This window comes from Okeania sp. SIO2F4 (assembly GCF_010672385.1).
Taxonomy (GTDB): domain Bacteria; phylum Cyanobacteriota; class Cyanobacteriia; order Cyanobacteriales; family Microcoleaceae; genus Trichodesmium.
Map to the genome: position 1 here is coordinate 1 of NZ_JAAHGT010000126.1, position 15,575 is coordinate 15,575.

4 protein-coding genes and 1 pseudogene are annotated in these 15,575 nt (G+C 40.9%); 2 read left to right on the forward strand and 3 right to left on the reverse strand.

All coding sequences use genetic code 11. The features are described 5' to 3' along the window. Nucleotides 1–637 precede the first annotated feature (637 nt). Nucleotides 638–1,525: a DUF928 domain-containing protein gene (locus F6K22_RS10705; RefSeq protein ID WP_293096906.1), complete on the forward strand. Its 888-nt coding sequence runs from the start codon at nucleotides 638–640 to the stop codon at nucleotides 1,523–1,525. Nucleotides 1,526–1,930: 405 nt separating this feature from the next. Here F6K22_RS10705 and F6K22_RS10710 read toward each other — a convergent pair. Next, nucleotides 1,931–2,110 (reverse strand): annotated as a pseudogene (locus F6K22_RS10710) (IS701 family transposase); the annotation flags it as partial. 27 nt (nucleotides 2,111–2,137) lie between these two features. Further along, nucleotides 2,138–10,843, reverse strand: coding sequence for a DUF4347 domain-containing protein (locus F6K22_RS10715; protein ID WP_293096909.1), 8,706 nt, complete (start codon nucleotides 10,841–10,843; stop codon nucleotides 2,138–2,140). 474 nt (nucleotides 10,844–11,317) lie between these two features. On the opposite strand from F6K22_RS10715, the gene F6K22_RS10720 reads away from it, so the two are divergent. Continuing rightward, nucleotides 11,318–12,565, forward strand: a complete 1,248-nt coding sequence (locus F6K22_RS10720) for a molybdopterin molybdotransferase MoeA (protein WP_293096911.1) — start codon at nucleotides 11,318–11,320, stop codon at nucleotides 12,563–12,565. A 752-nt stretch (nucleotides 12,566–13,317) separates the two neighbouring features. Here the strand turns inward: F6K22_RS10720 and F6K22_RS10725 are convergent. Then, nucleotides 13,318–15,039: a diflavin flavoprotein gene (locus F6K22_RS10725; RefSeq protein ID WP_293096914.1), complete on the reverse strand. Its 1,722-nt coding sequence runs from the start codon at nucleotides 15,037–15,039 to the stop codon at nucleotides 13,318–13,320. Nucleotides 15,040–15,575 lie beyond the last annotated feature (536 nt).

Sequence of the window (15,575 nt, forward strand, 5' to 3'; positions counted from 1 at the left end):
TTTCATAAATTTTGAGAGAAGTCCGCCTCCATTAACTGATAATTGATAGGGACGATCGTATAGTGTTCCACACCCCTACTGCTAGTATACAGGTAATACTTCTTTGATGTTACCGATGGCTTCAAACTAATCTCAAATATATTCCTGATGGAGACCAGTATAGTGAGTAAGAGTAAGAAGTAGACAAAACAAATGTAGGGGGGAAATAGACATTGAAGTATAATTTATATCAAATACAAATCTCCAGACTTTCTGTTATTCTCAGTAGAGATGCTAAAACATTAGACTTACCTGTTAATTTACTACCTTCAGTTCACAGGGTGAATCTATTCCTGAATACACAGGACTTACGCATTTGAGATAGCTATCTTAATGGGCTAATTTGCTACGCAGATAAAACGCAAACGCTGTCTCTCGCAATCACAGAATTACCTTATTTTTGTAAGTCCTAATACATTAATACCTTAATTCAACAACGCCTAATTATTAGAGCAGAAGTTATCAGAATGTTATCAGTCTTAGGAATTAAAGTTGCTGCTAATTTAGAAGAAACTAAGACACAAGTTTAGAGCTATCGGGGTTCTCTAAGTTTATCCATTTCTTGATTAGACAAACAATTTTTTTAGGGGAGAAAATAATGAAAATCAAACAATTTGCTGCCGTTATTATTAGCATCTGTGGTCTAAGTGTAGGAATAGCTAAATCAGTAGCAGTAGAAACCAAAACACCTGTCCTAGCACAACAGTCCGGGAAAATAGAGGAATTCGATCGACTTTTTCAGGAAGCTACCGTATCTCAAGAAGTGGGTAAATACAATCAATCTACTCCAATATTGGAAAGTACATTTGCCATTTCAAAAACTTCAGATACTAGAGAAGAAGCTGGAGTTACAGAACCTGATAAAGTGGCGAGGGATAGAGGGGGGAACCCTGATTCGGATAGTACCAGTGGCGGAGGTACTCGTGGTGCTCGCGGTGGCAAGTGTAATCCTAATGACAAAAAGCCTTTCTTAGTTCTGATTCCTGCAGAACAAGACCCTGTGGCAACTTTGGCAAGTCATCCCACTTTTTGGTTGTATATTCCTCGTTCTGGTAGTATTAATTTTGTTTTAAAGGACTACTATGAGAGCGATAAAATTATTTATGAAACTAAATTTAATGTTGAATCCAAGCCAGGATTTATTAGTTGGCAATTACCTTCTTCTGCTCCACCTTTAGAAAACTTCTATAATTGGGAATTTACTTTTGATTGTGGAGACAATAAGCAGGTTATCGTTGATGGCATAATATTCAGGGATGAAGCAAACGATAGTGAGTTAGGGTCTGCTGAAACTGTTATAGACAAGATTGATATTTATCAGGAGAATAGTTTGTTGCCTGAGAGTGTTAACGAGTTAGTAAACTTACGTCGGAGTAATCCTAACGATCCAGGGATAAAGGATAGATTCAAGATTTTATTAGGTAAGTGGTATGATGATTTAGTTGACGATCCGATTCAAGATTGTTGTGAAATTGGTAAAAAATAATAGAGTTGTCGGTTTATAAAAAATGCGAAATTTGATCCAATTAGTATGAATTAGCTTAAGTTCCTACTGATATGTTTTACCTGAGTTGAGAATAGATGATATAAGCTACCCCTGAAAGGGGAAACTCCGCTATGGGATAATTTGTTCTAACGGGACTTATATCATGTCCGGATGAACAGTGATAAATAATTAGGAAGGAGTCAGGACTCAGGACTCAGGAGGAAGAAAGAAGGTTTGGGAGGAAAATTTTTTTTATCATTACAGGACTTACGCATAACCACCACATCTAGTAGGGGTTATTCGCGAATAACCCCTACAGATAGCGTATAGTTCTAAATTTTGCGTAAGTCCTGATTAATTAAGCGGACATGATATTACACAACTTTTAAGCCCAAATATAGCCCAAACTCCAATAGAATTATTGGCAATGTTCGTGATATGTTTTTCCTTTCGCTCTCTCCTAGTAATCCACCTAAATAATGGTGGAATCCTATTTTTTGAGGTGGATTTTTCCCACAATCGTCAAACTGTTGGGACTACCTTTGACGCGCAAGGAGGCATCGCGGTAGGGGTTGTTTCTCTCATCTACCTAAAACCCATAAAGAGCGATCGCTAACCTCTCAGAAAGAAATCTTCTGCTTCTAACTCTGGGGTATTTGTCAAAGTTGCAAATTGACCTCCATCGCTGAAACCTGCTTCACTACCATTGGGGTTATAGAATAAATTACCATTTTCACTGTTATAGACAATGACTGCATTAGAATTTTCTGCTGATTCATCACCAGTAACTGTTGCAAACTCACTGGCGATACTGAAACCTGTTCCTGGTTCACTGTTGATAGCACTAAAAGTTGTCAGGTCTAGGAGAATAATATCTCTTTGTGTTTTGGAAAAATCAGTAATTGTGTCTATACCTACATCCTCAGTCTGAAATTCCTGATTAGTGTTAAAGATAAAGCGGTCAATACTACCTCCTCCTGTGAGTTGGTCGTTTCCTGGTCCACCGTTGAGTCGATCGCGACCAATACCTCCTTCTAGAGTATCTTCACCTTCACCTCCTAACAAGATATCGTTACCGGGGCGACCTATCAATAGATCGTCGCCAGACCCAGCAAGCATACGATCGCTTCCACTGCCTCCATTCATATTATCATCATCTGCACCACCGTCCAAAGTATCCTCACCAAGACCGCCACTCAGGTTATCGTCACCTCCATGACTCCTGATTATGTCGTTACCTCCTCGGCCAATATATGTATCGTTACCTTCACTACCATTAAGAATATTATTATCACCAGTACCTTCAAGGAAAATTCCATCAGGTCTAACTGTCACAGTGACAATATTATTATCAACATTGCCGTTACTATCTTGAATAGCATAGAAGATAATGTCTTCTCCTGCAAAACCATTATTGGGAGTGTAGGTAAGGGTATTATCTGGGTTAATAACTACTTCCGCATTATCAGAGGCAAAAATATCTACAATTTCAATTGCATCGTTTTCTGGATCGCTATCGTTATCTAAAATATTTATCGTGACTGATGTAGCAATATCAGTATTTGCAAAATCTGGTTCAGCGATGGGGCGACTATTGCTAAAGTCAGGACGGATAGTAGGGTCTATTTCTTCTGTATTTTCAATTTGTTCGGTAAGTTCTTCTCCTGTATTATCATCAACAATTTCTTCAACATTTTCCTCTTCTGTTCCTAATTCTAGTAAATCTTCTACTAGACCTTCTGGGTCATCGCTTTGCGCTACTTGCTGTACTTGGACGATTTCTATCGATTTTTCGCGATCGCCCATCGTGCCATCGTCAGCGATATCATCAATGCGTTCGTTAGTTTCAGTAATGATTTCTGCTGCACCATCAACAGTATTATCTGCTAATTCGGGAGCAAGTTCGTTGATAATTTCTTCTAGTTGAGTTGAGTCGCTCAAATCGAGATTTTCAGAGTTAGCGATTTCATTTGATAGTGCTTCAACAATTTCGGTTTCGGAAACTCCCGTTACCGCCTCTATTTGGACGAGGGTATTTTGCACCTGAACTTGTGCTGCATAGACTTCTAGCCAGTTGGGGTCTTGGTTAGAGGCTGCTTGTAAAGCATCGAAGTTGAGCAGATCCACATCTTCTGGTAGTCCTAATGCGGTTTTAACTAGGTCTTGAGCTACTGCCGTATCGGTAGCTTCGGCAAGCAGACGGGAGATGGTTGCTAAAGGATTGATGACTAGATGTTGGAACCCACCAGCTAATTCTGGAGATTCTGTACTATCGACAAATACTGTAGCAGGTTCGACAAAAGGGTCGAGCAGGTCTGTGCCATCATCAAAGACAGGAGAGAAAAGTTCTCCGCGATCGAATTCTCCGTTGCTATTACTATCTACAAACGACCATCGATCTACAGGCGTACTTTCAAGCACTACTTGTCCTAGTTCGTCTAATTCTAAGACACCATTTTCATTATTATCTTCTCCTGGATCTAAGATACCGTTATTGTTATTGTCTTCTCCTACTTCTAAAACCCCATTATCATTAAGATCGAAAGGAGAAATTACAACTTCAGTACCATCGGGATTGAGAGGATAAGCGATCGAGAAGGGTTCGTTCTCATCTTGTACACCGTTGCCATTATTATCAATAAAATCAATTTCTAAGTTGTTGTCACCGCTAGGATTGACAACTGAGAAGGGTTCGTCAGGATCGAATTCGCCGTTGGCATTACTATCTACAAAGACAAAATCTGGGGATTCTCCTTCGACGACAACGCGCACGTCTAACAGACCGTTTTCATTGGTGTCAAAGGGAGTGATGTCTAGCTCGTCTGCTCCTGTTTCGTCTACTAAAGAAGAAGGTTCGCCTATATCTTGTATCCCATTATCGTTAGCATCAATAAAGACATAGCGACCGCTAATTTGTTGTCTTTGTTCGGCTTCAGAAAGGAAAGCTTTACCTAATATACCATCAATCTTGAGGTTTTTCTCCACGATGCTTGCGGTCAATTGAGAAATAGCATTTTCATTAAGATTGGTATTGGGATCTTCGGCGATGGCAACGGTTAAAGCCTCGTTAATAATAGCATTTACAGTATCGGCATCGGTAAGATCGGCTGCTTCCCCATTGCTAGCGCTATCGGCGATTGCTTGAATAATAGCACTGGCAATTTGTGCTTCATTTACTGTAGAAGAAACTTCGTTATTATCTAATTCTCCGTTGTCGTTAACATCGAAGAAACGAGAACCATCATCAGCTTGAACTACTTCTAAATCGCCATCGTCAAACTGTTGGTTATTATTGTTATCGAGATAAATCAGACCACCTTGAGTCAGAATGTCGCTACCATTGATGGTTTGCCCTGTTAAAGAAGTCGCACCGATAGTTTGGGTAGCTAAAATAATCAGATTTTGCAGTTGAGATTGTAAACCCAAGACCGATACTTCGGAAGTTTGGGGGTCATCATTATATAAATCGCTATTTTCTGATAAACCGAAAATATTAATTACTTCTGCTTGTGCTGCTTCGAGATCGGGTTCAGCAATTTCCGCAGCCAAGCTAGTTAAAGGTGTGGCAACAGTCGCATTGGGAGTAGTAATAATCGGTGCGGTTTGAGGTAAGGAAGTGGAGATATCAATGCCGTTAACAATAACCACTCTGCCTTCTTCGGGATCTATGACACCATTACTATTAAGATCGAAGGGAGAGAATGGTATATCGAGATCGTAACTACCATCGGCATTACTAATGGTAACGGGTTCGTTGGGGTCTTGAATGCCATTGAAGTTGGCATCAAAGAAGACCGTACCGCCAGAAATTACCCCATCTATAACGCTACTAAAACTATTGCCTTTACCCCCGACACTAAACTCAGCGAGGGGGAAAGTGGCAATTCGTTGCTCGAATACCGTCCTACGAAACAAGTTAACTTCTGCACCCAAAAAGGCGTTAACGATACCGTTTAATTGGAACAGTTCAAATGGTGTAGAAATGCGATCGGCAATCTCCGAAGCACGCAGTCTTCCATCATCCGTGCCGTTGATTTCCCCACCATCAATCAGATCCAGACCGATAATACCTTCTAAACCTCCTTTGAGGAACCCCGAAACAACTAAAAGGTCTACACCCAATCCTGCTGCAATAGTGGCGGTAGCAACCAACTCATCGATATCTTCCCCCGTACCGTCTGGATTTTCGCGATCGCTGACAAAGAAACCATCGAGGACTCTGAAGGATTCTAAGGGGTCGAAATCATTAGCAGACCATTGATTGAAACCAAAGGTATCGAAGCCAAAAGCGAGGTCCAAAGCGACATTAAAATCCCCTTCTAACAAACCGCTAATCGGGCCAAAAATGGGAAACGTTTGTTGTACGTCGAATCCAACTTCTAATGCAGGAAGATCGTAAGTAAAGAGTGCGACATCTTTACCCAAGAGTAAGTCGATCGCGCTAAAGGGATTGTTAATTAAAGGAATATCGAAATTATCGTTATTAAGTATCCTATTGGTATTTGCTTTCTGGATATCTCCGCTACCATCATCGGGAGCATCATCGAGTTGTTGGTCTAAATCTGGTGCGGAGTCGGTTTGATCTGCTTCAACTTCACTCGGATCGGCATCGGGATCGCTAGGATCAAAATTACCCAACTCGAAAGAACCAACATCAATGAGGATGCCTTCATCACCAGCGATCGATTCATTGAGAGCATCTGACAGAGCGAACAGTTCGCTGATTTGGTCGAAAGCCTCCTGAAATCTAGCGTTGGGAGGATTACCCGTCAATTCCGCAATACCAATCGCGAGTTCGATGACGCTAATTTCACCATCACCATTGCCATCCAAACCATCCGCAATGCTCAGATCGTTGAGGATTGCCGTATCGGTATTGAGAAAATCAACTACAGGACGAAAAGGATCGATGATGCTGTTAATATTACCAATTACGGGGCGAGCAAAGTCGGATAGAAAACTGCCTAAATCTAGTTGCACGTTATTAAAGGCGATCGTAGGTGAAAAATCGCCAACTGCTTCTCCCTCTTCAAACGTAAACGAGCCAAATTCCCCTGCCAAATCGAAATTAATACTGGGAAAAGCAGTATCCGCTTGGATGCTCGTAACGGCTTTTAAACCAAGATTGGCACTTGCCGAAGCACTGGGATTAAAGAGGTTAGATAAGTCATCGAAAGAAGCATTGCTTAGTTCTGTGCTGGTCAGGCGATCGCCATCTATATCTTCTTCTTCATCTGAATTTTCGCCAGTATTTGAATTTTCATCATTATCTACATTTTCCCCAGCATCAGAATCTTGATTATTATCGATGTCATTGAGTCCTAGAGTAAAATCAGCACCGACAGACGTGGAGTTTTCTTCATCATTGATTAGATCGAGTTCCAAAAAGCCTAGATTCCCCGTTGCTTGGAAATCATCACTCAAACCAAGATCGACTCCTGCGGTAAAGTTGGTTTTTTCTGTATCGATAAAGAAACCGAATTCTTGGTTAATGCCAAACCCCAAATCGAATTGGTAATCAAAATTGAGATCGACACTACCATCAACATCAATTCCCAGTCCTGGTAAACCTAAATCCGCATCTAGATCCAGATTTGCCAGGTTAAATTCTTTGGCAACTGTAATATCGAAAGTGGCTTCTTCTTCCGAGAGGGTTGCGCTCGCTTCCACATCAACTTCTAGAATTTCTTCAATAGTTTCTTCAACTAACCCACCAAGTTTCTCTACGTCTAATACCCCTCCAGTCTGCACCCGATTAATTAAGGTATTTTGGAAACTACCGATTAGATCTGGTGCGAGAGTTTCAATAGAACCAACAAAGGGTAATTCAATGGCTCGAAACTGAGCATCAATCGAATCTTGAATCGAATTTAGGGCGTTATTTAACCCCCCTGCTGTCTCGATATTATCGAAACTGAGTTCGTTAATGGCAATGGGAAGAGGTTGTACTGACAAACCATCATAAACAGGATCGTCACTTTCTATAACGTGAGCAATGTTTTGAAATTCCGTTTCTTCTACTTCATCATCAATTGCAGCAGTAACGGTAACTTCTTGAGGAGTAGCAAAGTTATCTGGAGTAAAAGTTATGGGTGCAATGGCTTCGATATCGTCGCTAATGTCAAAACTAATATTGACATCTGCTGTGGGTTCGGTTGCTAGAGCAATAGTGTAGATTTCCCCTGCTGCACCTTCGGTGATGCTGAAATTATTTCCGTTGGCAATCACAATCCCAGGAACATCATTTTCGCTAATATTGACAGTAACTTCATTAATGGTAATTCCCTGATAAGCAGCATCATCACTCGTTGCAGTATGGGAAATAACCGAAGTCCGGTTTTCTGTAGTTATATCGTCATCAACAGCAACCACCGTAATATTTTCCCTGATGTTGAAGTTTTCGGGAGTAAAAGTAATGGAATCAATACTCTCTACCTGAGTGGTATCAGTAGCAAAATTAATAGTGACATCGCTAGTAGGTTCACTGGTTAACTCAATCGTATAGTTATCTGTAGTTTGTCCTTCTATGAGGTTAGTCGAACCTTGGGATTCAATAATTTGCACCCCTACTACATTATCCGCATCATCCCTACCGCTATCTACAATAGTTAACTCTGCTGAAGTTTCCCCTAGTTCGTATCCTTCTCCTTCATTTAGGGTAAAAGTAACGTTTTCATCGAGTTCTTCATTATTGTCATCAATGGGTCTGACTTCAATTCTGGCAGTAGTCGTACCTTCTGGTAAAGAGAAACTGTTGCCGATAATATCTCGCTCCGTATTATTAGCAACTAAAACTAAATTGTAGTCTTCTCCTCGCGTAGCATCTCCACCGATAGTAAAGTTAAAGATGGCATCCTCATCATCGTTTTCATTGCCATTACTGAGTAAGGGATTGGAGAAATTAAGCTCGAAAACACCAGGATTAGAGTTCTCTTCAGTAGCATCATCTTCCGCAACAACGTCAATTGTAGGAGGACTGTCATTATCAACAATATTTGCAGTTATCGTATTTCCACCACCACCATACTCTTCACTAGGATTGAGAGTAATTTCTATTGTCTCATTTCCTTCCGCAGCAGAATCGTCAAAATCGGGAATTCCCCCTGAAATTCCTGTGGCATCTACTTGAACCACAACTCGTTCTTCACCAGAAATATCGAGGAAAAAATTACCCTCTTCATCGCTAAAGATAGGCTCGTCATCGGCATTGAGCAACCTGTAATCTGTATCTAGTTCTGCTGTTCCCCCAGTAATCCTAAAGCTTAACTGACGACCTTCAGGAGCATTGGGTTCTAAATTAAAAATAAACTGACCGTTATTCTCCCCTTCTACTGCATTTCTCGCATCGAGGCTAATATCTGGCTCGTCATCCACAATATCTAATTCAGCAGAAATAAAATCACCGAGATTGTAAAGTGGAGAATCTTCTAAGGTCACAATGATATTTTCATCGGGATCGAAAAGGCGATCGTCAATTACTTCAATATCGATAGAACCTTGTGTTTCTCCCACAGGAATTGTAACGCTACTGGGAATTTCAAAATCTTCGCCATTGGTAGCTGTTCCCGTAACGGTGTAGCTAACGATTAAATCTATGGGTAATCTTCTATTTAGGGAAAGATTAAAAGAACCGCCCTGGGTAATTTCTGATAAATTATCTCCTGGAGCTAGATTAATTGTGGGCAGAAGAAAATTGCTGATGTCACCAAAGACGCGACCATTATCTAGGTTATTTCCGGTAGCAACATTGGTATTAGCCTGAGAAACCGTAGCATTATCCCTAACAAAAATGTCACGACCTTTTGCCTGACCATTGTTGGCACCATTCCCCCCAGCAGTTGAGTTACCAGAAAAATTGCTGTTGAGCAAGATTAACTCAGCTTCATTTTGGACGAATATAGCACCGCCTAGTCCAGCACCTCCGCCACCGCGAACAGCTGGACCTCTACTTCCATTTGGTGGGACATCAACACCATCTCCGCCATCACCGCCAAATTCTCCACCATTACCGCCGTCACCTCCTAATGCGGTTCTTCTTCTTCTTCTTCTATTGGGATTCGACCCAGCACCGCCTCCAGCACCGCCTCCAGCACCGAAACCACCATCACCACCATCACCACCATTACCACCTCTGCCTTCTACTAATCCACCAGATTCGCCTCCGCCACCGCCTCCGCCAGCACCTCCGCCATTGCCGAAGGTACCATCCTCACCACCACTACCACTACCGCCACTCTGACCATTTCTTCTTCCACGAGCACCACCATTACCACCATCGGCACGAGTTCTGTCAGCAAAAGCAGTACCATTTACATTGGCAATTCCCCCACGACCTCCATTTTCACCCGTTCTCTCAGCACTACCGCCTCTGGCTCCAGGGCCACTATTGCCACCAACGGCACTATTGCCAGTAAAATCAACGTTATTCGCAATTACCGTACCGTTGTTAATAAACAAAGCACCACCAGCACCTAAGCCACCGCCTCCGCCAGCAGTTCCAACACGACCCCTGACACGACCATCTGTTAAGGAAAGATCGGATAAGATTATTTGGGTATCGTCGCTTTCTCCATTAATTGCCACAATCTGATGTCGATCCAAGCCATTAATCACAACACCGTTACCTCGGATCTCAACATCCTCGCTAATAGTTGGCAGACTATCAGCTAAATTGATAGTTAAACCTTCATCTACTTGGATGATGTCTTTTGTACCGCCATTATTATTGTTTTCCGAATCTAGAATGGCTTGTCGTAAAGAACCCGCACCACTATTGTTAGCGTTAGTAACCCTAAAAGTCTGCAATACAGAATTAAACGCATACATTGCCTCTACTTGAAACGCTAGAGGTGAGTCGATAAATCCCGTCGTGGCTTCTAATACCCAGTCTCCCCCCAGATCGCTACTACCCGTCAAATCCTCCGAGGCAGCAATATCTGCTGCGGTAATCTCTCCCAAGCGATTAATAAAAGCTTGTCCTTGTTCACCTTCTGCGACATTACAACCATATAAAAGAATATCACCATTTTCACTTAGGGCTTTTCCCCACTGTTGCAATTGGTTTTCATAGCTCTCAATATTACCGTTATCTAGGCTGCTATTTCCCAACTGTAAAACGGCTGAATCTCCGTGAGAAAGAATTTGTACGCTATCTAAATTATCGTAGTTAGCTAATACTTCAGTAATTTGCTCGACACCATTGCGGTTGGTATCCAAGACAACTACTTCTGTCCCGGGTTCAACGCTGTTAACTAGAGATTGGTAGTCAGCAATATTGCTATCAACAAAAATGACGGAAGAGGGAGCATTAATTATCATACTATCTGTAGTCCTATTTTCAAGAATTGGTATAAGAGGGTTAGTTAGAGTTTTAGAATTGCTGTATCTCTATAATACGTTATTTTTAATTTTGATTTTTGCTTGGGTTTTGCTATGCTACAGCTTAACCAAATATGCTACTTTTTGTCAAGTTGCTTCCTTATTTTGGGGGGGAAAGTTTCGCCAACAGTATCTCAGAAACTCTTACCCGTTGAGCATTTATTCCAAACCTCCATACCAAAAAGTGGCAAGATTTTTGACAAGAATAAAATAGGATTGCTATAGCAATTAATGGGACTTACACAACTTACAGCAATGCATGAGGATGCTGAGGTACACTCATAAGACTACTTTTATATTCCCTGTTCCCCGTTCCCAGTTAAGTGTTCCCTAGAACAATAAAACTTTAGATAATGGAGAGATAATTTCAAATACAATCTATAATAGAAATAATCCAAACTCTAGAGATTAAAAATGCTACCAGTCAACCAAGCAGAGTCAATCATTTTGAATTTAGTACAACCCTTAGATTCTCAGAGGGATGTAGAAATAGTAGACCTATTAAATGCATCGGGGCGAATATTAGCTACACCAGTCAGCAGTCAACTAGATTTTCCCCACTGGGATAATTCTGCAATGGATGGTTATGCAGTAAAATTTACAGATGTCAAAGACTGTAGTCCAGAAAATCCTGTATCTTTGGAAATTATAGAAGAAATTCCTGCTGGGTATCAACCTCAACAGCAAATTATATCTGGTCAAACAGCTCGTATTTTTACAGGTGCTTGTATACCTCCAGGAGCAGATACAGTGGTCATGCAAGAAGTAACTCAAAGGGAAGGTAACAGGGTGCTGATCTTAGAAACTCCCCAACCCCAAGAATTTGTAAGATATCAAGGTTCATTCTATCAAGCAAATACACCTTTACTCAACCCTGGAATTCGTCTCAGTGCTACTGAAATAGCTGTTTTAGCAGCGCTTCAATGTCCGAAAATCCCTGTTTATCGGCGACCAAAGGTGGGAATTATTTCTACTGGTAATGAGTTAGTTACCCCAGAGCAACCCCTACAACCAGGTCAGTTAGTAGACTCAAATCAATATGCTTTAGCTGTGGCAGTTGCTCAGATGGGTGCGGAAGTAATACGATTTGGTATTGTGCCAGATGAACGAGAAATTTTGAAACAGACTATTGCTAAAGCTGTCACAACTACAGATTTTTTACTTTCTACTGGTGGAGTATCAGTAGGAGACTATGATTATGTTGAGGATATTCTCACAGAGTTAGGAGCAGAAATTCATATTCATTCTGTGGCGGTTAAACCTGGAAAACCCTTAACTGTTGCTAAATTTTCTGATACTCAATGTTTATATTTTGGTTTGCCAGGAAATCCTGTTTCGGCGTTGGTTAGTTTTTGGCGCTTTGTGCAACCTGGACTGAAAAAGTTAGCTGGAGTCGAGCAAACTGCATGGAAACCTGAGTTTGTAGCTGCGCGATCGCTTCAAGATTTACGCTCTAATGGTAAACGAGAAACTTATCTCTGGGGTAATCTAAACTTAGGGAATGATGGCTATGAGTTTCAACTTGCGGTCGGTAGTCACAGTTCGGGAAATTTAATTAATTTAGCTGGCACTACAGGTTTAGCTGTTGTACCATTGAATGAAACTTTGATTGCTGCGGGTGAGTCAGTCCAAGTTTTGAAAATCAGTTCTAATTATTTATGACTGTTCATCCAGACATAATATTAAATAGTGTTATTTAACCATAAGAAAAAATGAAATATCACACATTTATATCTTTTTTAGAAATTTTTTGGATCGGTGCTACTCTTTGTATTTTTAGTAGACAAATAGGTATTTGGCGGAGAAAAACTATAAAAAAGCCAAATCTAGTTGTAAATAATAGACATCTCCAATAATTAAAAATAAAATAAATTATCGTACAGAAATAATTAATTATTTCCCCCTACTCCCTGCTCCCTACTCCCTACTCCCTCTTTTCCACCAGAGGTCTAATATCAAATCTAGTTGAATACTTATCATATATTTGGGGGTGGTCCGTGTGGTCCGTGTGGGGAAAAGGGGAGATTGGGAGATTGAAGGCAAGAAAGTCTGGATAGAATTATCAACATATACTCTATAACCGGATTCTATATAATACCATGCATGAAAAAATAATGTTACGAATAATAAGGACGATAAAAAGATTTTACAGGAGATGTTCCTTTGACTAAAAAGATGATTTATGAACTAAAAAATTGCATCGAAGCTATTCATTATGACTCCTGACTCGATCCTCCTGACTCCTAAAAAATACCCTACCTATTTGTAACAAACATTTATCAAATTGGTCTAATATAGCAGTAGACCGACACACCTAAAATGGTGCGTTACGACGGATTGTTAAATGCTTTTCACATTCTAAATTTTAGCCGTAAGTACGCACCCTACCAATTTTGCTTAAGCTGATAGCTATCTCAATAATGACTGCCTGATTTGCGGAAGTGAACGGCAGTCACCCCATCATTCAATACCTGACCATTCTCCACCACAGCATAAACCAACCAATGGTCGCCACATTCCATCCGGTTTGCCACCTTACACTCCAAATAAGCTAAAGCACCTGTCAAAACCGGACAACCATTATTAGCTTCCTTTGTCTCAACTCCAGCAAAACGATCTTCTCCTGGCGCAAAAGACTTCTGAAAATGCTTTCTTAATTGTTTTCCCTCAGCTAATATATTCAAGACAAATTTATCCCCCGTATGAGTCAAAGATTCCAGAGCGCGGTCTTTAGCAACAGCAATAGTTATACCAGGAGGATTAAAAGTTGCCTGAGATACCCAAGAAGCTAACATAGCACTGGTGACATTCTCACGTTTAGCAGACATCACGCACAAAGAACCTACAACTCTTCCCACCGCTTGAGCAGTACGATCGCTTCCCGAACCACCCCCCGAAGGTTTAGGAGCACGAAGTTTTTTGGATTTGATCAAAGCTTGAGCAAAATCAATACCAGTTTCCTTACAAGTTTGAATCATCACATCATCTGGTTTAAACTTTACTCTAATAGGTTCAAAACCCAACTTATAACCCGCATCTTTTAACCTACTTTCCAAAAAATCTATTGCTTCACCGCTCCAACCAAAGGAACCAAATACTCCTGCTAATTTATCCTTAGAAACTGTATTCAATACAATACCCAAAGCTGTTTGAATCTGAGTTGGAGCATGACCACCAAGAGTAGGGGAACCAACAATAAACCCATCACATTTTTCTACTACTTCCTTTATTTCTTCAGATGTGGCAACCTCACAATTAATTGATTCTACAGCTACCCCCGCTTTAGTTAAACCTCTAGCGATCGCCTGAGCAACAGTAGCTGTATTACCATAAGCTGAAGCATAAAGCAAGGCTACATTCAAATCTCGCGAACTTTGTTCCTGACTCCACTTCCGATACAGACTGGTTAACTCCATCATCCCATAGCGTACCATCGGCCCGTGACCGGGAGCATAGAATTTCACAGTTAACTGAGAAATTTTTTCTAGGGTAGAAAGTGCTTGTTTCGCCTGAGCAGCATGGAGACAATCATAATAAAAGCGTCTATCCTCGCTATAGACACTCCATCCTTCATCAGCAACTTGGTCTCCGCAGACATGAGCGCCGAAAAATTTATCAGTAAACAAAATTTGAGTTTGGGGGTCATAAGTCATCAGACCATCTGGCCATTTAGGAGTCGGAGTAGTGATAAACTGCAATTGATGGCCACCACCTAAGTCAAGAGTATCCTCTCCTTTAACTATCTTAATTTTCAACTCTTCATCTTTGAAATAGTCTTTGAGAGTTAAAGCTGCGGGGTTTGAGCAGACAAAGGTAACTTGAGGTGCGACTGTTAACAATGCTTTAAGGGTAGCTCCACGATTAGCATTAAAGTGACCCAGAATCACATAATCAAGGCGATGCCAATCAAGACGTATTTGCAAAGACTCTAAATAATTTGTAGTAAATGATTCACCAGGGGGGTCGATAACTACAGTTTTTTCTGCTTGGATGAGATAGGAGTTAGCAGTGGTACCTTTTTGGAGGGAATATTCCACTTCAAATTTTAGTCTATCCCAAGTGCGAGACCGTAGCACTTTTGTGTCTTCAGCAATTATGACAACTTGAACATCTTTTTTTTTGGTGGTTTGTAGCATAGTTAGTTATATAGTCTATAGAATTATATAATGTTATATTTTATCATGTTGTGGCGATCGCTTTCTTTAAGTCAAAAGTAATCTCTGATATAGAATCCAGTTGAACATTTGTCCGCAGCGACTATAGGAAGCAATCTCGGGAGACCCCTGAGATTGCTTCCTTCCACTCCGTTCCAGTCGCTGCGGACGCAGGATCTAGTAATTATCCGGATTTTATTGAGTGAATTTATTACCATATAATGGTTTTTAGGTCAATTAACCACATCAAAAAAATGATAAATCTGTAGGGACGTTCCATGGAATGTCCCTACTTTGTGGTCTGCTAAATTATGAAAAGCACTGTGGGTAAAACCTAACCCCCCAACCCCCTTCCCTGCAAGGGAAGGGGGAGTTTCCCCCCCTCTCCTCCTAGGAGAGGGGTCGGGGGAGAGGTCTTCATTAGCTAGCATTTAGACAAGGAGAATTAATATTTCGGGGAGTTTCCCCCCTCTCCTCGTAGGAGAGGGGTTGGGGGAGAGGTATTAATATTTCGCCGT